The sequence below is a fragment of the Dyella sp. OK004 genome, assembly GCF_900114495.1.
GTDB lineage: Bacteria > Pseudomonadota > Gammaproteobacteria > Xanthomonadales > Rhodanobacteraceae > Dyella_D.
In genome coordinates, this window is the sequence record NZ_FOZI01000001.1 from 1409214 (window position 1) to 1430230 (window position 21017).

Sequence of the window (21017 nt, forward strand, 5' to 3'; positions counted from 1 at the left end):
ACGTCGCCGTAACACTCCGGCGACGCTGCAAGCCCCAGCATATTGAACGGCATGTCCATCGGCCCCACCTTTGCCGCTCAAGCTAATGCGGAGCCCCTCATGGAATCGTTCCACGCCACCACCATCATTTCCGTCCGTCGCAACGGCCGCGTCGTGATCGGCGGCGACGGCCAAGTCACCCTCGGCAACACGGTGATGAAGGCCAATGCCCGCAAGATCCGCCGCCTCGGCAAGGGTGATGTCCTCGCCGGCTTTGCCGGCGCCACCGCCGATGCCTTCACTTTGTTCGAGCTGTTCGAAGAAAAGCTGATCAAGCACAGCGGCAACCTGACCCGCGCCGCGGTGGAGATGGCCAAGGAATGGCGCACCGACCGCCGCCTCGGCCGCCTCGAAGCGATGCTGGCAGTGGCCGACAAGGACGCCTCACTGCTGATCTCCGGCAACGGCGATGTGCTCGAGCCCGAGCATGGCCTGATCGCGATCGGCTCCGGCGGCCCTTACGCGCAGTCGGCCGCACTCGCATTGATGGAAAACACCCAGATGGATGCGCGTGAGATTGTCGAGAAGGCGCTGAAGATCGCCGGCGACATCTGCATCTACACCAATCACAACACGACGATCGAAGAGCTTTGATGCACCGGCCGGCGTCGGCTCTTCAGTAACGTCATCCCGGCCCAGGCCGGACAAAGACCCCATTCTCCGGTGACCCCATGTCCGAATTGACTCCCCGCGAAATCGTCAACGAACTCGACCACTACATCATTGGCCAGCACGACGCGAAGCGCGCGGTGGCGATTGCGCTGCGTAACCGCTGGCGCCGCATGCAGCTGGAGCAGGGCCTGCGCGACGAAGTGACGCCGAAGAACATCCTGATGATCGGCCCCACCGGTGTGGGCAAGACCGAGATCGCGCGCCGCCTGGCCACGCTGGCGAACGCGCCGTTCGTGAAGGTGGAAGCGACCAAGTTCACCGAGGTCGGCTACGTCGGAAAAGATGTGGAATCCATCGTGCGCGACCTGGCCGACGTGGCCTACAAACTCACCCGCGAGCAGGCGGTGAAGCGCGTGCGCTCGCAGGCCGAGGACCGCGCGGAGGATCGCATCCTCGACGCTTTGCTGCCGCGCCGCCAGACACCTACCGACTGGTCGCACGACCCGGCGCCAGCGATCGACAGCGATACGCGCCAGAAGCTGCGCAAGCAGCTGCGTGAGGGTGCGCTCGATGACCGCGAGATCGAGCTGGATTTCGCGATGAACGTGGGCGTGGAAATCATGTCCCCGCCGGGCATGGAAGAAATGGGCCAGCAGCTGCGCCAAATGTTCCAGAACCTGGGCGGCGCCAAGTCGCAGAAGCGCAAGATGGCCATCAAACTGGCGCGGCCGCTGCTAATCGACGAAGAGGCCAGCAAACTGCTCAACGATGACGAGGTGCGTGCGCAGGCGGTGTTTGTCGCCGAGCAGAACGGCATCGTGTTTATCGACGAGATCGACAAGATCGCCCAACGTTCCGAGTGGGGCGGTGCCGGCGTCAGCCGCGAGGGTGTGCAGCGCGACCTGCTGCCGCTGGTGGAGGGCTCCACCGTGTCCACCAAGTACGGCCCGATCAAGACCGACCACATGTTGTTCATCGCTTCGGGTGCGTTCTCGCTCGCAAAGCCTTCGGACCTGATCCCGGAGCTGCAGGGCCGCCTGCCGATCCGGGTGGAGCTGTCGGCGCTGTCGGTCGGTGACTTCCAACGCATCCTGCGCGAACCGCAGAACGCGCTGACCAAGCAATACGTTGCCCTGCTAGGTACGGAAGGCGTAAGCATCGAGTTCACCGAAGCCGGCATTGATCGCCTGGCTGAGGTGGCCTTCCAGGTGAACGAGCGCACCGAAAACATCGGCGCCCGCCGCCTGCATACGGTGATGGAGCGCCTGCTAGAGAAGATCTCCTTCGAAGCTGCAGACAAATCCGGCGAAAAATACGTGATTGACGCCGAATATGTTGATAAAAACCTAGGCAACCTGGTCAAGGACGAGGACCTGAGCCGTTACATCCTGTAAACATGGGGAAAGACCCCGGCTGTTAAAATTAGGGGCGTATGGGAAAGGTTATTGAACTCAAGACGACGGGTCAGCGGGCTCAGCTGCGCGAAGCGCAGCAACAGCAGCAACTGATCCGTCTATGGCGCGGCGAACTCGAACACGGCAGCTTCTGTGGCTACGTCGGCGGGGTTGGCCGCGAATTTTTCTTGCTGTGGGTCGTGGGTGACGGCATCACCTACGACGGCATGTACATCATGCGGCACCGCGACATCTCCGAGCTGGAGGCGCCGGACAAGCACGCCCCCTTCATGGAGAAGGCGTTGGCGCTCAAGCACATCCTGCCGCGCCCACCGCGCGGCTTCCCGCTCGACGACATTCGCGAGGTGGTGCAGGCCGCCGCCAAACAATCGCCGGTGATCGGCGTGCATGTGGACAGCGAAGACGAATCCGAAGTCTGCTACATCGGCAAGCTGATCAGCGTCGAGGAAGACGGCTTCAACATGCAGGAAATCAGCCCCGACGCGGAGTGGCTGCGCGAGGCGTCGTTCTTCTCCTGGGATGAGGTTTCCACCCTCAGTATCGAGGACGGCTACGCCCAGTCGCTGCTGGCAGTCGCCGGTATGCCGCCGCCGCTGGAGCAGGGCGATTCCGGCGTCGGTCACGCGCAGTAAGCCGCGGCAGGCTACGCTGGTCGCTCTCGCCTGAGACCGGAGGCAGCATGCCCACCCGTCGTTTGTTGCTTCGTGCTTGGTTGTTGCTGCCGCTGGGCACGGGTGTGGCATGCGCCCACCCTGCTGGAAACCCGCCAACCATGTCCGATACCCAGCCCAGTGCTCCCAAACCCGTCACGGTGCAGTTGATCGTCAGCTTCAAGGATGACGCCAGTCCTTCCGCCATGGCGGAAGCCAGCAAGGCCGTAGGTGCGCCGCTGGTGCGCCACATGGATTGGGCGTATGCCATCGTGGTCACGTTGCCAGCGGGCATGAGCGCTGAGCAGGGCATCGCCCGCTTCAAGGCACAACCAGGCGTGGCGGGTGTGGAGGTGGATCGGCAGCTACAGGCCAACCCGATCCGCGGACCCAAGCTCGGTCACTGAAACCCTGTTTCGATAAAGCGCCCGCCAGCCACGCTGGTGGGCGCTTTTTTCGTTTTCAGGGTGCTGTGGCGCCGGCGGCCGTGGAAGTCGCCGCTGCAGGTGCGCGTGCCACCGGCTGCGCGCTGCCCCTCACTTCCCGATCGAAGAAGTTGGCGATCAGGTGATACACGTGCGTGCGCTGGCCTGGCAGGTTCAGGCCGTGCTTGGCGCCGGGGTACGCCATCAATTGGAACTGCGTGCCGCGCTTCTGCAATTCCGCCATCAGTTTGGTGGAGTTGAGGAACAGCACGTTGTCGTCAGCCATGCCGTGCACCAGATAGAGCTTGCTGGTGAGTCCGTCGAGCCAGGCGAGCGGGCTGCTGCGCGTGTAGCCGGCTTCATTGTCCTGCGGACGTCCCAAGTAGCGCTCGGTGTAGAAGGTGTCATACAGACGCCAGTCGGTCACCGGTGCCACCGCCACGCCACCGGCGAGTTCGTTCGAGGCCTTGGACAGCATCATGGTGGTCATGAAACCGCCGTAGCTCCAGCCGAATACGCCGATGTGCTTGCCGTCAACCCAGGGCTGCGCTTTCAGCCAATGGATGCCGGCGATCTGGTCTTCCACTTCGGCCGCGCCGAGCTGCTGATAGATGGCATCCTCGAATTTGCGCCCGCGCCGCGCCATGCCGCGGTTGTCGAGGGTGAACACGACATAGCCCTGGTTGGCCATGTATTGGTTGAAGTAATCGCCCCAGGTATTCACCACCAGCTGTGCGTGCGGGCCGCCGTAATAGGCGTCAAACACCGGGTACTTCTTGGTCGGATCGAAGCCGGCCGGCTTGTAGATGCGGTAGTACAGCGTCTGTCCGTCGGCCGCTTTGAGCGTGCCGAACTCGGGCTTGATCAAGCTGGTGCGGTACGGCCAGAACGGGTGCTTCTCGTCGAGCTTGTTCTGCTCGATCCAGCTGACAAAGCTGCCGTCTGGCTTGTGCACGCTGACCTGCGGCGGCGTGTCGGCGCTGGAATAGATGTCCAGATAGAAGCCGGCGTTCGGCGCGAACTCCGCCATGTGTGTGCCGGCGCCCTGGCTGATGCGCGCCGGTGCACTTGCCGTACTACCGTCGAGCTTCAGCGCGTAGATCTGGCGATCCGGCACGAAGTCGCGGTTGGAGCTGACGTAGACCGTGCCGTTGTGCTCATCCACCGCCAGCACGCCGTCGATCTGCCAGTCGCCCTGGCTCACTGGGTGCTTGAGCTTGCCGTCGATGCCGTACAGGTAGAGATGATGGAAGCCGCTGCGTTCGCTGCCCCACAGGAAGCTTTTGCCGTCCTTGAGGAAACTCAGGTCGTCATTGAGGTTGATCCAGGTGTCGCTGGTCTCGGTGAGCAAGGTGTGCTGCGCCAGCGTCTTGGCGTCGACCAGTTTCAGTTCCAGTTTCTGCTGGCTGCGTGGCATGCGCTGATAGGTGAGGTGCTTGCCATCGGGCAGCCACTTCACGCGCACCAGATAGATGTCGGTGTCCTTGCCGAGGTCGATCCAGCGCGGCTGGCCACCGGCCGGTGCGACCAGGCCCAGCTTCACCGCCACATTCGGATCGCCCGCGCCCGGGTAGCGCTGGTCAATCACTTCGGTGCGATCGGCATAGACCTCGGTGCGCTTGGTCACCGGCACCTTGGCTTCGTCGTAGCGCTCGAATGCGATGGCGCTATCGTCCGGCGCCCACCAATAACCGGCGCTGCGATCCATTTCCTCCTGCGCGACAAACTCGGCCTCGCCGTTGTGCACGGTACCGCCGCCGTCGTGGGTGAGCTGCTTCGCTTCACCCGTGGTGAGGTCGATCGCCCACAGGTTCTGGTCACGCACATAGGACACGAAGCGTCCCTTCGGCGAGATCTTCGGATCGATCACGTCGCCGCCGGTATCCAGCGCGCGCGGCGCCGGCTTGGCATCCGCGAGGTTGTACAGATAGAGCTTGCCGCCGATGGGAAACAGCAGCTGTTTGCCATCCGGCGACCACTGGTAACTGAGGATGCCGCGCAGCCCCGCCGTGCGGGCGCGCTCGCGGCGCGCCTTCTCCGCGTCGGAAAGCTGCTCGCCCTGCGGCTCCAGCTTGCGCGAATCCACCAGCAGATGCGTGCTGTTGTCCTTGGGGCGGTATTCCCATAGGTCCAGCTGAAACTGGTCGTCGCTGCGCGGGCGCAGGAAGGTGATGCGGCTGCCGTCCGGCGAGATCTGCAAGCCGCGCGGCGCGGGGCCGGCGAGGCTGCCGCCGTCGAAGATGCGTTCGATAGTGAGTTTGTCGGCCATGGTCGGCAGGGCCACCGTCATCAGGGTGGCGAAGAGGAGGGCGCGCATGGGTACTTCCTTGGACTGCTGCGGGTAAAGCGCAAGAACAAGCGCGGATTAGAACGCGTCACGCGATGCGATGCCAGCATTACCTGTCCGGAGAAGGCGGTGCACTCAAGCGAATGCACCGCGAAATATCAGGTTTTTGCACCCTGCCCGAACAGCACTTTGCGAGCCTCCTCGTCCTGGGCCAGGTCGAAACGTCCCTTGATCGACTCGCCGATCTCATAGGCCTTCTTGGTCGCTGGCCGCTCACGGACGGCTTCGAACCAAGTCTTCAGGTGCGGGAAATCATCCAGCGACATGCCCTGTGATTCGTACGGCACGATCCACGGATAGGCGGCCATATCAGCGATGGTGTAGTCCTTGCCGGCGACAAAGGCGCGGCCGTCCAGCTGCTTGTTCAACACGCCGTAGAGCCGGCGCGTTTCGTTGACGTAGCGGTCAATCGCGTAGGGGATCTTTTCCGGCGCATAGCGATTGAAGTGATGGTTCTGCCCCAGCATCGGCCCCAGTCCGCCCACCTGCCAGTACACCCACTCCAGCACCTTGAAGCGGCCGCGCACGTCGGTGGGCAAGAAGCGGCCGGTCTTGTCGGCCAGATACTGCAGGATGGCGCCCGATTCGAACACGCTAAGCGGCTTGCCACCATCGGCCGGTGCCGTATCCACGATGGCCGGCATACGGTTGTTGGGCGAGATCGCGAGAAACTCGGGCTTGAACTGATCGCCCTTGCCGATGTTCACCGGCTTGATCTCGTAGGGCAGGCCGGCTTCCTCGAGGAACAGGGCGATCTTGTGGCCGTTGGGCGTGGGCCAGTAGTGCAGCTCGATCATGAGAATTCCTTCGGCGCGGGCGATTTCAAGGATGTTCGGGGCATCAGGCGGGCTTTCAAGGCAGCAAGCGGCTCGGTGCTGCGGTCAACGCGCGCCGAATGCCCACGTTCATCGCCTCTGAATCCCTGTGGAGATGCCCGCATGAAGAAGACCCTCGCCTGCCTGACCTCCCTCATCCTTGGCCTGAGTGCCGGTGCTTACGCCCAGACCAGTACCCCTGCCGCAACGGACGGTAACGGTACACATGCCGCCAAGCGCCCGATGGATCCGCAGCAGCGTGCGGATCATCTCGCCAAGCATCTGCAGCTCACTACCGAACAGACGAACCGGATTGCCGCCATTCTCGGCACTCACCAGCAACAACTGCAGTCGCTCCGAAGCGACCGTAGCGTGAAGGGTGCAGATCGGCGCGCGAAGGCACAGGCCATCGTCAAGGATGGCGACACTCAGCTGCAGGCCGTGCTCACCGACAACCAGCGCCAGCGCTACCTGAGCATGCGCGAAGCCATGATCGAACGTCGGCAGGAGAAGGAGGGTGCCAAGAACGAGCCCACCACACCGATGCCCGACACCGCCGGCAAGTGATGCGTCGGGCCCGTCACGGCGGGCACTGCTTCACGTATGCTCGGCGATCTTTATCGCAGAGCTAAGGGTCGGGACATGACACGCGTGGTGGTGGTCGGCAGCATCAACATGGATCTGGTGACGTTGTCGCCGCGTTTCGTGGGCCCCGGCGAAACCATTCTCGGCGAGCGCTTCGTTACCGTGCCGGGTGGGAAGGGTGCGAACCAGGCCGTCGCCGCCGCGAGGCTTGGTGCCGAAGTAGCACTGGTAGGCGCGCTCGGCGACGACGGCTTCGGCCAGCAACTGCGCGATGGCCTTGCCCGCGAAGGTGTGCAGCTCGATCACGTGCGGCAGATCGCCGATTGCGGCAGCGGCACGGCGTCGATCACCGTGGCCGGCGGCGAGAATCAGATCATCGTGGTGCCTGCCGCCAATGCCCGCGTAACGCCAGCGCAGGTGGAGCAGGCCCAGGCCGTGATCGCGCGCGCCGATGCGGTGCTGGTGCAGATGGAGATTCCACTGGAGTCGGTGGAAGCCACGCTGCGTCTCGGCCAGCGATGGGGTGTGCCGGTAATCCTCAATCCTGCACCCGCGCAGAAACTGCCGGAGGCGTGGTTGAAGCTGGCGCGCTACGTCACGCCGAACCAGCATGAGCTGGCGATCCTGCTCGGCGCCGACGAGCACGAGGACTTCCACGAACTGATGCGGCGCGCACCGTGCCCAGTGGTGCTGACCCGAGGCGCCGAAGGTGCGTGGTACAGCGATCACAGCGAACCGGCACACCAACCCGGCTTCAAGATCGATGTCGTCGACACGACCGGTGCAGGCGATACCTTCAACGCGGCGCTCGCCACGTTCCTGCGTGAAGGTTTGCCCGTCGCTGTACGCAAGGCCTGCGCGGCGGCGGCACTGTCGGTATCGCGACTCGGTGCGCAAGGCGGCATGCCGCACGCGAAAGAACTGGAAACATGGCTCGCCCGGCAGGGCTGAGCCATCGTTTCAATCAGCCGGACCCGGCGCCAGCACATCGCGCTGGCCGTTGATGCCCATCGACGAAACCAGACCGGCAGCTTCCATCGCTTCCACCAAGCGCGCGGCACGGTTGTAGCCGATACGGAACTGGCGCTGCACGGAGGAGATGGAGGCGCGACGCGAACGCAACACGAAGGCCGCCGCCTCGTCATACAGCGGATCGAGTTCGGCATCGGCGGCGTCTTCGCCAAACAGTTCGCCCGAGCCTTCGCTCGGCGGGCCGGCAAGGATCTCGTCCTTGTAGTCGGGTTCACCGTATTGCTTTAGGTGGGCCACGACGCGATGCACTTCCTCGTCGGCCACAAAGGCGCCGTGAATGCGCTGCGGATAGCCGGTGCCGGGCGGCAGGAACAGCATGTCGCCCTGGCCGAGCAGGCTTTCCGCGCCCATCTGGTCGAGGATGGTGCGCGAGTCGATCTTGGACGAAACCTGGAACGCCACGCGTGTGGGAATGTTGGCCTTGATCAGGCCGGTGATCACATCCACCGAAGGCCGCTGCGTGGCGAGGATCAGATGGATGCCGGCGGCGCGCGCTTTCTGCGCCAGGCGCGCGATCAGCTCTTCGATCTTTTTGCCGGCGACCATCATCAGATCCGCAAGCTCGTCGATCACCACCACGATCATCGGCAGGGTATCGAGCGTCTCAGGGATTTCCGGATGCGCGGGGAATGGGTTGAGCAATGGAAGGGCCGCAGCCTTGGCCTCACGGATCTTCTGGTTGTAGCCGGCAAGGTTGCGCACGCGCAGCTCGGACATCAGGCGATAGCGGTTCTCCATTTCCGCCACGCACCAGGCCAGCGCGTTGGCGGCCAGCTTCATATCGGTCACCACCGGCGCCAGCAGATGCGGAATGCCCTCGTACACCGAGAGTTCCAGCATTTTCGGATCGATCATGATCATGCGCACGTCGTCGGGCGTGGCCTTGTACAACATGGACAAAATCATGGCGTTCACCGCCACCGACTTGCCCGAACCCGTGGTGCCGGCCACCAGCATGTGCGGTGCGCGCGCGAGGTCGGCCACTACCGGTTCGCCGGTGATGCCCTTGCCCATCGCCAGTGTAAGCAGGGAATCCGAACCGCGGTATTCGGTGGAGTCGAGAATTTCCGACAGCGCGATCATCTGCCGCTGCTCGTTCGGCAATTCCAGACCCATGCAAGTCTTGCCTGGAATAGTCTCCACCACGCGGATGGAAGTGCGCCCAAGACCGCGCGCGAGATCTTTCATCAGCGCCACGATCTGATTACCGCGCACGCCCACGGCAGGTTCGACTTCAAAGCGGGTAATGACCGGGCCAGCCGACGCGCCAACCACCGTCACCGGCACCTTGAACTCACGCAGGCGCTGCTCGATCAGTTCGCTGGTCTCGGCGAGCTGCGCTTCGCCGACCAGGGTGGATTCGAGTGCTGCACCGCTCAGCAGTGACAACGGCGGCAGCATCGCTGACGCGCGCTGACGCGAAGGGCTCGTCACCGGTTCTACAACGGTTGCAGCGGGTTCGTCGTCATTGGCGGCGACAAATCGACCACGCACAGGAGCGGTCGCTCGTGCGACCTGCGGTGCTGGCATGAAATCCAATGCTTTGTCCGATGCCTCTATCGATGTTGTGTCTATCGATTCGTTGTCGATATGGGCGGACTCCGGTGACGCCAGCGAGATCGGAGCCTCATCGAGGATGGTATTGGCATGCACAGGTGATGCAATCTCGACCGGAGCATCCATGCGAACCGATGGCTCGGTGTCATAGGCCGGAGCGGTTCGCGCCGTGGCTGCAGCCATGGCGGCAGCGATCCGGGCGGTGGATACCGATGGAGCTACCGGAGCTGGCCGCGCATTCTTCGGCTGCAGCCAAGGCTCGCGGATGACCCGCTCGCGAACTGGGGCGTGCGGTCGATGCAACATGGTGGGCGCTGAAGTGATGGACGCCGTTGACGTCCGCTCTATCGAGAGCGATGGAGCACTAGCCACCGGCGCCATAGGTTGCCGGGCAGCTGCTTGAGCATGGCGACGGGTCGTCGATGCGGTGCCGGCGCGGCGCACGGCACCGCGCGCGCGCTGATGACCGAATCGCCCCTTCAGCGGCGTGACGATTTTTTCCAGCAAGCCAGCAAGCAGGTCGACCTTGGCCGAGGTCTGCGCGAAAGCGGATCGCCAGGAGACGCCTGGATACCAGCGCAACGAAACGACGAGCAGCGCGAGCATCAACACGACGGACAGCGCAGTGCCAAACATGGCGCTGAAGATATGGGCCAACGCACGACAGACCACGCCACCCGCGGTCGGATCATCGGTGTAATGCGCGACGACCAAGCCTTCGAGCGTGGCACTCGCCAGCAGTACAAGCAGCCCGCCCAGCCAGAAACGGATTGTCCCCTCGCCACCCACCGGGCGTTGGCGGCCTTTGGCCATGGCGGCGCGGATGACGCGCCAGATCAGCGGGATAAACCAGAGAGTGGACAGCCCGAAGGCGCTGAAGAAAAAAGTGAGCATGCCTAGGTTTGTTCGTGCGCGCCTGCAAACTCAGCATGTTAGCGCCACAGCGTCACGAACGTCAGCAGATTGTTCTGTAACGGGCTGTTATTCCTGAGACGTATCGATGGACAGCGCCTACTTGCCGATGCAGAACGAGCTAAAGATCGCACCCAGCAAGTCATCACTGCTGTAGGTGCCCGTGATCTCGCCTAGTGCATGCTGCGCCTGGCGCAGTTCCTCCGCGGCGAGTTCGCCGGCGCGGGTAGCCAGCAGAACATCGGCGGCGCTCTCGAGATGGACGGCGACCTGTTCCAGCGCCAGCACATGGCGTCGTCGCGCGCTGAAGGCGCCTTCGCCGCTACCTGCACCTGCGAGCTGCTTGAGATGATCGCGCAGCGCGTCCAGGCCTTCGCCGGTTTTCGCCGAGGCCCAGACCCAGATGGCGTCGGCACGCGTTTCGTAACGCGCGTGCGCCTGGGCCAGGTCGATCTTGTTGATCAGCACCAGGCGTTCGACGCTGGCGGGCAGATCGCTGAGCAGGGCGAGGTCGTGCTCGGCGTGCTGTGCGTCGGTAACCAGCAGGGCAACATCGGCCCGTGCGAGTTCGCCATGCGCGCGGCGCACGCCTTCGCGTTCTACCGGATCATTGGTTTCGCGCAGGCCGGCCGTATCTGCCAACTCCAGCGCCACCCCATCCAGGCTGAGGCTTTCGCGCAGCACATCGCGAGTGGTGCCGGCGATGTCGGTGACGATGGCGCGCTCGCTGCCCGCCAGCGCATTGAGCAGGCTGGACTTGCCAGCGTTGGGGCGCCCGATGATCGCGACACGCAAACCATCGTTGAGGCGCACACCGCGTTGCGCCTCGCGCAGCAAATCGGCCAATTGCTCGCGCAAGGCATCGAGCTGGCGCGTAATGGCGGGATCGGCGAGAAAGTCGATCTCCTCTTCCGGGAAATCGATCGCCGCTTCGATATGCACACGCAACGCGATTAGTGCCTGCAGCAAGGCATCGACCTTGCGCGAGAACATACCTTCCATCGAGTGTAGCGCGGCGCGCGCACCGGCCTGCGAACGCGCGGCGATCAGATCAGCGACCGCTTCGGCCTGGGCCAGATCCATCTTGCCGTTGAGAAACGCGCGTTCGGTGAATTCACCGGGGCGTGCCAACCGTGCGCCAAGCTGACATACACGGCGCAACAAGCCGTCGAGTAACACGGTACTGCCATGTCCCTGCAGTTCCAGCACGTGCTCGCCGGTGTAGGAGGCCGGCGCGGGGAAGTACAACAGCAAGCCTCGATCAATGAGTTCGCCGTGCGCGTCGTGAAACGCTGAGAAATGCGCATGACGCGGCTGTGGGTCGCGGCCAAGCAGTTGCCGCGCGATCGCCGGTACGGCCGGACCCGAGACGCGCAACACACCCACACCAGCAGCGCCTGGGGCACTGGCGATCGCGGCGATGGTGTCGACGGCGGAAGTCATAGCGAACGTCGCGTAGCGGAATCGGCGGGATTATCGCTGCGCAAGGCAGCCCGGAAGCAAACGATGCAAAAAGAAAAGGCCGCTTGCGCGGCCTTTTCGGTCAGGCGGCCTTGGCCTTGTGATCGGCACGATCCACCTGGCGAGTGATGAACCACTGCTGCGCCAGGCTGGTGGCGCCGTTGATCACCCAGTACAGCACCAGGCCGGCCGGGAAGAAGGCGAACATCACCGCGAACAGAATCGGCATCACCTTCATCATCTTGGCCTGGGCCGGATCCATGCCGGTGGTCGGCGTGAGCCACTGGGTGGCCATCATCACCGCCACATAGATCGCCGGCAGCACAAAGAACGGATCGGGTGCGGACAAGTCGTGGATCCAGCCGAAGAATGGCGCCTGGCGCAGCTCCACGCTTTCCATCAGTACGCGGTACAGGCCAAGGAATACCGGGAAGGTCACCAGGATCGGCAAGCAGCCGGCCATCGGATTGACCTTCTCCTTCTTGTACAGCTCCATCATGGCCTGCTGCATCTTCATCTTGTCGTCGCCGTAACGCTCCTTGAGCGCGGCGACGCGCGGCTGCAGCTTGCGCATCCTGGCGCCGGAGCGGAACTGCGCGGCGGTGAGCTTCCACAGCGCGGCCTTCAGCAACAGCACCAGCAGAATGATCGCCACGCCCCAGTTGCCACTGATCGCATGCAGCTTGGACAGCAGCCAGTGCAGCGGCTGCGCGATGACGGTGAGCCAGCCGTAATTGGTGGACAGCTCAAGGCCCGGCGCGATCTGGTCCAGCGTGCCCTGCAGTTTCGGGCCGATGTACAAGCGCGTGCTGCTGGTGGCGCTCTGGCCCGGCGCGACGCTGAGCGAGGGGCCCACGGCGCGGATCAGGTAAAGCGGCTGCGCGGTATCCGGATTGACGATGCTGGTGGAGTAGGTGTTCTGCTCCTGCGTCGGCGGAATCCACGCGACGAAGAAGTAATGCTGCAGCATCTCGGCCCAGCCGCCGGTGATCGCGCGATTCAGCGGCTTCTTCTGGAAGTCAGCGAATGGCAGCGTCTCGTACTTGTCTTGCGGGCTGTACCAGGCGGCGCCGAGGAAGCTGTGCGCCGCCGGGTCGGTGTAGTTCTGGTACCAAGTGCGGTTGTTCGGCGGGGCGATGCGCTGCAACTGCTCGTAGGCATTGCCTTGCCAGGCCACGCTGGCGCCGTTGTCGATCTTCTGATCCAGCGTGACGGTGTAGCTGCCGCGCTTGAGCACATACGTCTTGGTGACCTTGAGGCCGGATGCATCCTGCCAGGTCAGGTCGACCTTCAGCTCATCTTGTCCTTCGGCGAGCGCATAGTTGGTCTGCGCGCTCTGGAACACGGAAAGATGCGTCGGCGCCACCGGGCTGTTCGCGTTCTGCACGGTGGTCAGGCCGTTCTGCGCGATAAAGAAATGCGCCTGCTCATCATCCAGCAGACGTACCGGCGCCGGATCGGGATCCTTCTTGGTGCGAGGTTCCGACGGGTAGTGCATCAGCTCGGAACGCACCACGCTGCCACCGCGGGTGTCGATGGTGAGACGCAACACGTCGGTGCTGATGGTGATCAGCTGGGCCGGTGCGTTGGTGGTGCTACCGCTGGGGGGCGCGGAGGGCGTGCTGCTTGCGGTCGCACCGGGCACGCTGCTCTCTGCGCTTGGCACGGCTCCGCTACTGGCGGCGCTGGCCACGGCGGCAGGGGCCGGCTGGGGTGCGTAATCCTTCTCCCAGGCCATCCATAGCAAATAAGCCACGGCAAGCAGGGCGAAGATAAGAAACGTGCGCGTTTGATTCATCGCGAAGCAGATCCGGTAACGCCGCGACACGCTGCCGCGGAAGGGCGGGAAGAATAAAGGTCAACGCGCGATTGTGCCGGCCGCATCGTCTGGCTTCAACGTAAGACGGGACTGCTGCGACAACAGCTTCTTCCACAACAGGTCGATCTCGGCCAGCAATTCTGGGCCGGGCAGGCTGGCGGCCTGCTCGCGGGCCATCACCAGCATGTCCACGGCAGGAAGCTGGTGGCGGATCTTGCGAAAGGATTCGCGCAGGAGACGTTTGATGCGATTGCGCTCGACCGCGCGCTTGGATACGCGCTTGGAAATGGCCAGGCCGAGCCGGGCGTGATCGAGCCCGTTGCTGCGATAACGCACAGAAAAACAGCGGCCGCCGAGGCGGCCGCTGGCATTTCGCATCGCAGCGAAGTCACCGGCGCGACGGATCCGCGCCTCGCGCGGCAGTCCGGCACGCATCACAGTGATCTTACGGGATCAGGCGCTTGCGGCCCTTGGCACGACGGGCGTTGAGGATCTTGCGACCATCGGCCGTGGCCATACGAGCACGAAAGCCGTGCGTGCGGGCGCGCTTGAGCTTGCTGGGCTGGAAGGTCCGCTTCGACATGGCTTCCTCCTATTCGGTATGTGGGTAAAAAGGTTGGAAATTATGCGGGCCATCTGGCGGAGATGTCAAATCCCCGCCAAAACCGAGGTTTGCGGGACCTGTGGATAATTGTGTGGATATACCCTGGCGGAGAACCGGTAACCTGCTGTTAGACTTCCTGGTCCACCCTGCGCGCAAGCGCCCCTGCTGTGGCTGAAGAATACCCATGAGTGATCTGTGGCGACGCTGTCTTGAGCGTCTCGAAGGCGAGTTGAGCGCCGAAGACCTGCATACCTGGCTGATGCCGCTGCAGGCTCGCGACGACACGCTGGGACTGCAGCTGTTCGCCCCGAATCCGTACACGCTGGACACTGTGCGCGAGCGCTATCTGCCGCGCATCGAGGCCATGCTGACCCAACTTACCGGCCACGAGCTTTCGGTGCGTCTGGAAGTGGGTTCCAGCGCGGCCCGTGTGCCGCCGCGCCCCGCTTCAGCCATGCCGCGCCCGGTCGCCGCACCTGCGGTGGCCGAACCTGCGCCGCCAGCACCTGTCCACTTCAACCACAACCTGGATCCGCACTACACCTTCGAAACCTTCGTCGAAGGCAAGTCCAACCAGCTGGGCAAGGCGGCGGCCATGCAGGTCGCAATGAATCCGGGCCGCGCGTACAACCCGTTGCTGCTGTACGGCGGTACCGGCCTCGGTAAAACCCACTTGATGCACGCCGCCGGCAATCTGATGCGCGAGCGCAATCCCGAGTTCAAGGTGCTGTATCTGCGCTCGGAACAGTTCGTCGGCTCGATGATCGAAGCGCTGCGCACCAAGAGCATGGATGAATTTAAGCGCCGCTTCCGTTCGGTGGACGCGCTGCTGATCGACGACATCCAGTTCTTCGCCGGCAAGGACACCACGCAGGAAGAGTTCTTCCACACCTTCAACGCGTTATTCGAATCCAAGCAGCAGATCATCCTGACTTGCGACCGCTACCCTAAAGAGGTTGACAAGCTGGAGCCGCGCTTGAAGTCGCGCCTTGGCTGGGGTCTGTCGGTAGCGATCGAACCGCCGGATTTCGAGACCCGCGCGGCAATCCTGCTATCCAAGGCGCACGACAAGGGTGTGGCGGTGAGCGAGAACGTGGCGATGCTGCTCGCCAAGCGCATCCGCTCCAACGTGCGCGACCTCGAAGGCGCGCTCAACACGCTCGCGGCGCGCGCCAATTTCTATGGCAAGCCGATCACCACCGAGTTCGCGGAGGAAACCCTGCGCGATCTGCTGGCTACGCACGCGCAGGCCGTCACGGTGCCGAATATCCAGAAGATCGTCGCCGACTATTACCAGGTTCGTCTGCAGGACCTGCTCTCCAAGCGACGCGTGCGCTCCCTGGCGCGTCCGCGCCAGATTGCAATGTCGCTGTCGAAAGAGCTGACCGAACACAGTTTGCCGGAGATTGGCGATGCTTTCGGTGGACGTGACCACACGACGGTGCTGCACGCCTGTCGCACCATCAAGAAGCTGTGCGAAACCGATACGCGCATGCGTCAGGACTGGGAACAGCTCATCCGAATTCTCACCGGTTGATCTCGGATTTTGCCGGATCTTGGATAAGCGCTTGAAAAGCAGGGGTAGAAGCTGTGGATAATAGGTGGATGGTTTAGGGCTCCCCAGTTATCCACAAGTGACCCACACTCTGCGGGCCCTTTCGATCACACCGATTTATTTCTTTAAGTTTTTGTTTTTGAAAGAAAAAATCGAATTTTCGAGTTATCCACGGCACCTACCACCACTACAAAACTTCTTTTAAAAACAGAACAGCAGGTTTAGGGGAAGCGCCTACATGCAATTCAGCATCCAACGAGAAGCTCTGCTCAAGCCGTTGCAGCAAGTCGTAGGCGTCGTCGAACGCCGTCAAACGCTGCCGGTACTTGCCAATCTGCTGGTCAAAGTCGCCGACGGGAAACTCTCGCTTACCGGCACCGATCTGGAAGTGGAAATGGTCGCTACCACGGAAGCTGAAAAGCTGACCGACGGCGAAACCACTATTCCTGCGCGAAAGTTGTTCGATATCGTTCGCGCGCTGCCCGACGGAGCTCGTATCGAGCTGAAGCTCAACGGCGATCGTGTAGCACTCAATGCTGGTCGCAGTCGCTTCACGTTGGCTACTCTGCCGGCTACCGAGTTTCCGACCATCGATGAGATCGAGCTGGTCGAACGGGTGAGCCTGCCGGAAGAAGTCCTCCGCGATTTGATGGAACGCACCGCTTTCGCGATGGCGAACCAGGATGTGCGTTATTACTTGAACGGCATGCTGCTCGATTTGCAGGAACACACGCTACGTTGCGTGGCCACCGACGGTCATCGCCTGGCGTTGAAGGAAACCCAGCTGGATAGCAAGGTTTCGACTCGTCGCCAGATCATCATTCCGCGCAAAGGCGTGAACGAGTTGGTGGGCTTGTTCGAGACCGGCGAAGGGCTAGTCGAGCTGGAATTCGGACGGAATCATTTGCGAGTTCGTCGCGGTGACGTGGTGTTTACGTCGAAGCTGATTGATGGTCGGTTCCCCGATTACGAGGCGGTGATTCCGCTTGGTGCGGACAAGAGCGCCACTCTGGATCGCGAAGTACTGCGGGGCGCCTTGCAGCGTGCAGCGATTCTTTCCAACGAGAAGTACCGCGGCGTAAAGCTGGAACTGTCGCCGGGCAAGCTGCGTATCGTGGCCCACAACCCGGAGCAGGAAGAGGCGGTCGAAGAACTTGAGGCCGAGACTGTGGTTTCTGACCTGGCCGTGGGTTTCAACGTTGGCTATCTGCTTGATGCGTTGTCCGCCCTGCGCGGCGAAAAGGCCCGTTTGAACCTGCGTGACGCCCAATCCAGCTGCCTGGTGCAAGAGCACGATAGCGAGCAGGCACGGCACGTGATCATGCCGCTGCGCCTTTGACGGAAGTGCGTGTGCACGCCAATTGGCGTAGGAAGAACAAGGCAACGCCGGAGTCGTCGCGAGACACTCCGGCGTTCTTGCTTGTGGGGTTAGGGAAATGAGGTTGGAGCGTCTGCGTATTGAGGGACTGCGTTGCCTGTCCGGGGCCAATATCGAACTGGGCTTGGGTATTCAGGCCTTTGTTGGAGCCAACGGAGCGGGCAAGACCAGCGTGCTTGAAGCGGCTTTCCTGCTCTCGCACGGACGTTCTTTCCGGAGCGGGGCCAAGGAGGCGTTGCTGCAACGGGGAGCAGGTGCACTTTCGGTCTACGGCGAGCTACGGCACGAAGATGGGCGGCTTAGCCGGGTTGGCTTGGGGCGCGAGGGTTCGCGCTGGAACGCCAGACTGGACGGGGAAAGTACAACGCTAGGGCAGGTGGTACGCGAGTGCGCAGTGGTTTGCTTTGAGCCCGGCTCGCATGCACTGATTGCTGGTGGTGCGGAGGAACGGAGGCGCTACCTGGATTGGGGCGTGTTTCACGTGGAACACGATTTCCTGTTGGCGTGGCGGCGGTATCAGAGGGCATTGAAGCAGCGGAATAGCCTCTTGCGGTCCGGTTCGCTGATCGCGGATGAATTGTTCCTGCCCTGGGAGGCGGAGCTTTCGCAGACAGCCGAACAGATTCATGGCATGCGGCAGCGATACCTGGATCTGCTGTTGCCGCACTTGGGAGCAAGCCTCTCCGGACTCCTTCCCGAACTTGGCGAGCTTCAACTGCGTTATCGGCGGGGGTGGGCGGAAGATCGTCCTCTGCATGAGCAGCTAGTGGATCAGCGCGGCCGTGATATCGCTCGAGGTCACACTACCTTGGGCGTGCACAGGGCGGATTGGTCTATCGCCTTCGAGCAGGCGCCTTTGCGGGAACACTTGTCCCGGGGGCAGGAGAAGCTGACCGCCCTAGGGTGTCTGCTGGCCCAGGCAGGCTTGTATGCAAGCCACAAAGGTGAATGGCCGATTGTCTGTTTGGATGATCTGGCCTCGGAACTCGATCTGCCGCACCAGACGGCCGTTGTGGCCCAGCTGCACGGAGCCAGTGCGCAGGTGCTGGTGACGGGGACCGAGCTGCCAGCACCGCTACAGGGGCTTTCAGCGCATGTGTTCCACGTGGAACAGGGCAGGCTGGCACCCCTGCTATAATCACAGATTGTGTTCCCAGTCCGGCCCTATGGCGCCGTGTCGGGCAGGGTAGAAGGCGCCAGGAAACAGTCGACGAATGAACACATCCTACGATTCGAGCAACATCAAGGTACTCAAAGGTCTTGAAGCGGTGCGCAAGCGCCCGGGCATGTACATCGGCGATACCGATGACGGCACGGGTCTGCACCACATGGTGTTCGAAGTCGTCGATAACTCGATTGACGAAGCCCTGGCCGGCTACTGCGACCACGTTTACGTCACCATTCACGACGATGGCTCAGTCAGTGTGGCGGACAACGGTCGCGGTATTCCGGTCGACACGCATCCGGAAGAAGGTCGTTCCACGGCTGAGGTTGTAATGACCGTGCTGCATGCCGGCGGCAAGTTCGACGACAACTCCTACAAAGTCTCCGGTGGCCTGCATGGTGTGGGCGTTTCCGTGGTGAATGCGCTCAGCTCGCACCTGTGGCTGACCATTTTCCGCGAAGGCAAGGAGCACCAGCAGGAATACGCGATGGGCGAGCCGCTGTACCCCGTCAAGGTGGTCGGCCCCTCGAGCAAGCTCGGTACCACGGTGCGTTTCGTGCCGAGTCCGGAAACCTTCTCCAACATTGAGTTCCATTACGAAATTCTGGCCAAGCGCCTGCGCGAACTGGCCTTCCTGAACTCGGGCGTCACCATCGAGCTGAAGGACGAGCGGGGCGAGGGGCGTCATGACACCTTTGCCTACGAGGGCGGCATTCGCTCGTTTGTGCAGCACTTGGCGCACCTGAAAACCGCGTTGCATCCCAACGTGATCAGCCTCAGCGCCATGCAGGATGGCATCAGCGTCGAACTGGCGATGCAGTGGACCGACTCCTACCAGGAGACGATGTTCTGCTTCACCAACAATATTCCCCAGCGCGATGGCGGTACCCATCTCACCGGTTTCCGTGCTGCGCTGACGCGCTCGTTGCAGGGCTATATCGAGAAGGCAGGTCTGGCCAAGAACGCCAAGGTCGCGTTGTCCGGCGACGATATGCGCGAAGGCCTGATTGCGGTTCTGTCGGTGAAGGTGCCGGATCCGAAGTTCTCCTCGCAAACAAAGGACAAGCTGGTGTCCTCCGAGGTGAAGACCGCGGTGGAGCAGGCCGTCAACGAGAAGCTCGGCGAATTCCTGCTGGAACACCCGAACGAAGCGAAGGCAATCGCGTCTAAGGTGGTCGATGCCGCCCGCGCCCGCGAGGCCGCCCGCAAAGCCCGCGAAATGACCCGCCGCAAAGGTGCGCTGGACATCGCCGGTCTGCCGGGCAAGTTGGCCGACTGCCAGGAAAAGGATCCCGCACTATGCGAACTGTTCTTGGTCGAGGGTGACTCTGCAGGTGGCTCGGCCAAGCAGGGCCGCAACCGCAAGACCCAGGCCGTGCTTCCGTTGAAGGGCAAGATTCTCAATGTGGAGAAGGCGCGTTTCGACAAGATGCTGGCTTCGGCTGAGGTGGGCACCCTGATCACCGCGCTAGGCACCGGCATCGGCAAAGAGGAATACAACCCCGACAAGCTGCGCTACCACAGCATCGTCATCATGACCGACGCGGACGTGGACGGTTCGCACATTCGCACTCTGTTGCTGACGTTCTTCTACCGTCAGATGCCCGAGCTGATCGAACGCGGCCACGTCTATATCGGCCTGCCGCCGCTGTACAAAGTGAAGCAGGGCAAGCAAGAGTTGTATCTGAAGGATGATGCGGCGCTCAACGGCTATCTGATTTCCAGCGCTGTGGACAACGCCGAACTGGTTTACAGCCCGGATGCTCCTGCGATTACCGGTGAAGCGCTGGAAAAGCTGTTGCGTGACTATCAGTCGGCACTCGACCAGATTGAGCGCCTCGGTCATCGCTTCGACGCAACGGTGTTTACGGCCTTGCTCGAGCACACGCCGATCGAACCAGCGCTCTGGACCGATGCCACCGGTATGCAGGCCTGGCTTGATGGCGCCGCTCAGCGTCTTGCAGCCAGCGGTCTCGGCAAACCGCGTTATCACTTGTCGTTGCGCCCGGCTCATGACGAGCAGCCGGCTGCCATCGAGGTGGTCCGCGATCAGCACGGTCTCAGTCATACCTGGTTGCTGCCGCAACCGTTCTTCGCCAGTTCGGAGTTCCGTCCGATCCTGCATGCCAGCCAGCAGGTAGCCGGTCTGGTGCAGAAGGATGCAGTGGCACGGCGTGGTAATGCATCGCGTGGCGTGCTGAGTTTCGCCGACGCCCGCACCTGGCTGCTAGATGAAGCCAAGAAGGGCCGCACCATCCAGCGTTTTAAGGGTCTGGGTGAAATGAATCCGGAGCAGTTGTGGGAAACCACGGTAAATCCAGAAACCCGCCGCATGCTGCAGGTCGGCGTTGAGGATGCTTTCGCGGCTGACCAGATGTTCTCCATGTTGATGGGCGAGGCGGTGGAGCCGCGTCGCGACTTCATCGAAGCAAACGCACTCAAAGTCGCCAATCTGGATATCTAAGCTGAAGGCCGGTAGCGGAGTCGCTCATGCGACGTCCGTTGCCGGCCTATTATTTTGGCTTCGTGTATTAATGCATTAGCACGCTAAAACGTACTATTCACGCGAATAAAGCCGAACACATTAACTGCCGATAGTACGGCGTGACGGACGTCACATCGCTTTGTGGAGATATCTCCAGGAAC

Annotated in this window: 17 protein-coding genes; 10 read left to right on the forward strand and 7 right to left on the reverse strand. The window is 62.4% G+C overall.

Translation table 11 applies throughout. From position 1 onward, the window contains the following. The first annotated feature begins 99 nt into the window (after window positions 1-99). The 4 genes from hslV (at window position 100) to BM338_RS06180 (ending at window position 3123) form a co-directional block, all read left to right on the forward strand. Entirely contained in the window at window positions 100-633 is a 534-nt protein-coding gene (hslV, locus tag BM338_RS06165) for an ATP-dependent protease subunit HslV (protein ID WP_090449908.1), read from the forward strand. A gap of 77 nt (window positions 634-710) precedes the next feature. After that, the gene (hslU, locus tag BM338_RS06170; protein WP_090449909.1) at window positions 711-2045 is read left to right on the forward strand and encodes an ATP-dependent protease ATPase subunit HslU; all 1335 of its coding nucleotides are present in this window, start codon (window positions 711-713) and stop codon (window positions 2043-2045) included. A 38-nt stretch (window positions 2046-2083) separates the two neighbouring features. Then, complete coding sequence (locus tag BM338_RS06175) at window positions 2084-2698, forward strand: hypothetical protein (protein ID WP_090449910.1); 615 nt, start codon at window positions 2084-2086, stop codon at window positions 2696-2698. 47 nt (window positions 2699-2745) lie between these two features. After that, a complete protein-coding gene (locus tag BM338_RS06180; protein WP_143109261.1) occupies window positions 2746-3123 on the forward strand; it encodes a S8 family serine peptidase in 378 nt (125 codons plus the stop codon). Between the two features lie 55 nt (window positions 3124-3178). On the opposite strand, the gene BM338_RS06185 is transcribed toward BM338_RS06180, so the two are convergent. Together BM338_RS06185 and BM338_RS06190 are read right to left on the reverse strand one after the other, a co-directional pair. Continuing rightward, window positions 3179-5458 carry a S9 family peptidase gene (locus tag BM338_RS06185; RefSeq protein ID WP_090449912.1) on the reverse strand — a complete coding sequence of 760 codons (2280 nt, stop codon included), beginning with the start codon at window positions 5456-5458 and terminating at the stop codon, window positions 3179-3181. A gap of 128 nt (window positions 5459-5586) precedes the next feature. Then, window positions 5587-6285 carry a glutathione S-transferase N-terminal domain-containing protein gene (locus BM338_RS06190; RefSeq protein ID WP_090449913.1) on the reverse strand — a complete coding sequence of 233 codons (699 nt, stop codon included), beginning with the start codon at window positions 6283-6285 and terminating at the stop codon, window positions 5587-5589. A gap of 141 nt (window positions 6286-6426) precedes the next feature. On the opposite strand from BM338_RS06190, the gene BM338_RS06195 reads away from it, so the two are divergent. Then, a complete protein-coding gene (locus BM338_RS06195; RefSeq protein ID WP_090449914.1) occupies window positions 6427-6870 on the forward strand; it encodes a hypothetical protein in 444 nt (147 codons plus the stop codon). A gap of 75 nt (window positions 6871-6945) precedes the next feature. Next, window positions 6946-7839, forward strand: coding sequence for a ribokinase (gene rbsK, locus BM338_RS06200; RefSeq protein ID WP_090449915.1), 894 nt, complete (start codon window positions 6946-6948; stop codon window positions 7837-7839). A gap of 9 nt (window positions 7840-7848) precedes the next feature. On the opposite strand, the gene BM338_RS06205 is transcribed toward rbsK, so the two are convergent. The 5 genes from BM338_RS06205 to rpmH all read right to left on the reverse strand — a co-directional run bounded on the left by BM338_RS06205 (window position 7849) and on the right by rpmH (window position 14252). Continuing rightward, the gene (locus BM338_RS06205) at window positions 7849-10371 is read right to left on the reverse strand and encodes a DNA translocase FtsK 4TM domain-containing protein (protein ID WP_090449916.1); all 2523 of its coding nucleotides are present in this window, start codon (window positions 10369-10371) and stop codon (window positions 7849-7851) included. A 117-nt stretch (window positions 10372-10488) separates the two neighbouring features. Then, window positions 10489-11832 (reverse strand): tRNA uridine-5-carboxymethylaminomethyl(34) synthesis GTPase MnmE, encoded by a 1344-nt coding sequence (gene mnmE / locus BM338_RS06210; protein ID WP_090449917.1) that lies wholly within the window; start codon window positions 11830-11832, stop codon window positions 10489-10491. Window positions 11833-11932: 100 nt separating this feature from the next. Then, window positions 11933-13648 (reverse strand): membrane protein insertase YidC, encoded by a 1716-nt coding sequence (gene yidC / locus BM338_RS06215; RefSeq protein WP_090449918.1) that lies wholly within the window; start codon window positions 13646-13648, stop codon window positions 11933-11935. A gap of 60 nt (window positions 13649-13708) precedes the next feature. Next, entirely contained in the window at window positions 13709-14104 is a 396-nt protein-coding gene (rnpA, locus tag BM338_RS06220) for a ribonuclease P protein component (protein WP_090449919.1), read from the reverse strand. 10 nt (window positions 14105-14114) lie between these two features. After that, window positions 14115-14252: a 50S ribosomal protein L34 gene (rpmH, locus tag BM338_RS06225; protein ID WP_019464789.1), complete on the reverse strand. Its 138-nt coding sequence runs from the start codon at window positions 14250-14252 to the stop codon at window positions 14115-14117. A gap of 205 nt (window positions 14253-14457) precedes the next feature. Between rpmH and dnaA the strand changes: the two genes are divergently transcribed. From dnaA to gyrB, 4 genes are all read left to right on the forward strand, one after another. Then, on the forward strand, window positions 14458-15810 hold the full coding sequence (dnaA, locus tag BM338_RS06230) for a chromosomal replication initiator protein DnaA (RefSeq protein WP_090449920.1): 1353 nt from the start codon (window positions 14458-14460) through the stop codon (window positions 15808-15810). Window positions 15811-16066: 256 nt separating this feature from the next. After that, window positions 16067-17167 carry a DNA polymerase III subunit beta gene (gene dnaN, locus BM338_RS06235; RefSeq protein ID WP_090449921.1) on the forward strand — a complete coding sequence of 367 codons (1101 nt, stop codon included), beginning with the start codon at window positions 16067-16069 and terminating at the stop codon, window positions 17165-17167. Window positions 17168-17264: 97 nt separating this feature from the next. Beyond that, window positions 17265-18344, forward strand: a complete 1080-nt coding sequence (gene recF, locus BM338_RS06240; RefSeq protein WP_090449922.1) for a DNA replication/repair protein RecF — start codon at window positions 17265-17267, stop codon at window positions 18342-18344. A gap of 76 nt (window positions 18345-18420) precedes the next feature. Further along, window positions 18421-20835, forward strand: a complete 2415-nt coding sequence (gene gyrB / locus BM338_RS06245; protein WP_090449923.1) for a DNA topoisomerase (ATP-hydrolyzing) subunit B — start codon at window positions 18421-18423, stop codon at window positions 20833-20835. The last annotated feature ends 182 nt before the right edge of the window (window positions 20836-21017 follow it).

What these genes read in the sequence shown, in the direction of transcription:
- hslV (WP_090449908.1), top strand. Translation starts at nt 100, where the DNA reads ATGGAATCGTTCCACGCCACCACCATCATTTCCGTCCGTCGCAACGGC.
- hslU (WP_090449909.1), top strand. Translation starts at nt 711, where the DNA reads ATGTCCGAATTGACTCCCCGCGAAATCGTCAACGAACTCGACCACTAC.
- BM338_RS06175 (WP_090449910.1), top strand. Translation starts at nt 2,084, where the DNA reads ATGGGAAAGGTTATTGAACTCAAGACGACGGGTCAGCGGGCTCAGCTG.
- BM338_RS06180 (WP_143109261.1), top strand. Translation starts at nt 2,746, where the DNA reads ATGCCCACCCGTCGTTTGTTGCTTCGTGCTTGGTTGTTGCTGCCGCTG.
- BM338_RS06185 (WP_090449912.1), bottom strand. Translation starts at nt 5,458, where the DNA reads ATGCGCGCCCTCCTCTTCGCCACCCTGATGACGGTGGCCCTGCCGACC.
- BM338_RS06190 (WP_090449913.1), bottom strand. Translation starts at nt 6,285, where the DNA reads ATGATCGAGCTGCACTACTGGCCCACGCCCAACGGCCACAAGATCGCC.
- BM338_RS06195 (WP_090449914.1), top strand. Translation starts at nt 6,427, where the DNA reads ATGAAGAAGACCCTCGCCTGCCTGACCTCCCTCATCCTTGGCCTGAGT.
- rbsK (WP_090449915.1), top strand. Translation starts at nt 6,946, where the DNA reads ATGACACGCGTGGTGGTGGTCGGCAGCATCAACATGGATCTGGTGACG.
- BM338_RS06205 (WP_090449916.1), bottom strand. Translation starts at nt 10,371, where the DNA reads ATGCTCACTTTTTTCTTCAGCGCCTTCGGGCTGTCCACTCTCTGGTTT.
- mnmE (WP_090449917.1), bottom strand. Translation starts at nt 11,832, where the DNA reads ATGACTTCCGCCGTCGACACCATCGCCGCGATCGCCAGTGCCCCAGGC.
- yidC (WP_090449918.1), bottom strand. Translation starts at nt 13,648, where the DNA reads ATGAATCAAACGCGCACGTTTCTTATCTTCGCCCTGCTTGCCGTGGCT.
- rnpA (WP_090449919.1), bottom strand. Translation starts at nt 14,104, where the DNA reads ATGCGTGCCGGACTGCCGCGCGAGGCGCGGATCCGTCGCGCCGGTGAC.
- rpmH (WP_019464789.1), bottom strand. Translation starts at nt 14,252, where the DNA reads ATGTCGAAGCGGACCTTCCAGCCCAGCAAGCTCAAGCGCGCCCGCACG.
- dnaA (WP_090449920.1), top strand. Translation starts at nt 14,458, where the DNA reads ATGAGTGATCTGTGGCGACGCTGTCTTGAGCGTCTCGAAGGCGAGTTG.
- dnaN (WP_090449921.1), top strand. Translation starts at nt 16,067, where the DNA reads ATGCAATTCAGCATCCAACGAGAAGCTCTGCTCAAGCCGTTGCAGCAA.
- recF (WP_090449922.1), top strand. Translation starts at nt 17,265, where the DNA reads ATGAGGTTGGAGCGTCTGCGTATTGAGGGACTGCGTTGCCTGTCCGGG.
- gyrB (WP_090449923.1), top strand. Translation starts at nt 18,421, where the DNA reads ATGAACACATCCTACGATTCGAGCAACATCAAGGTACTCAAAGGTCTT.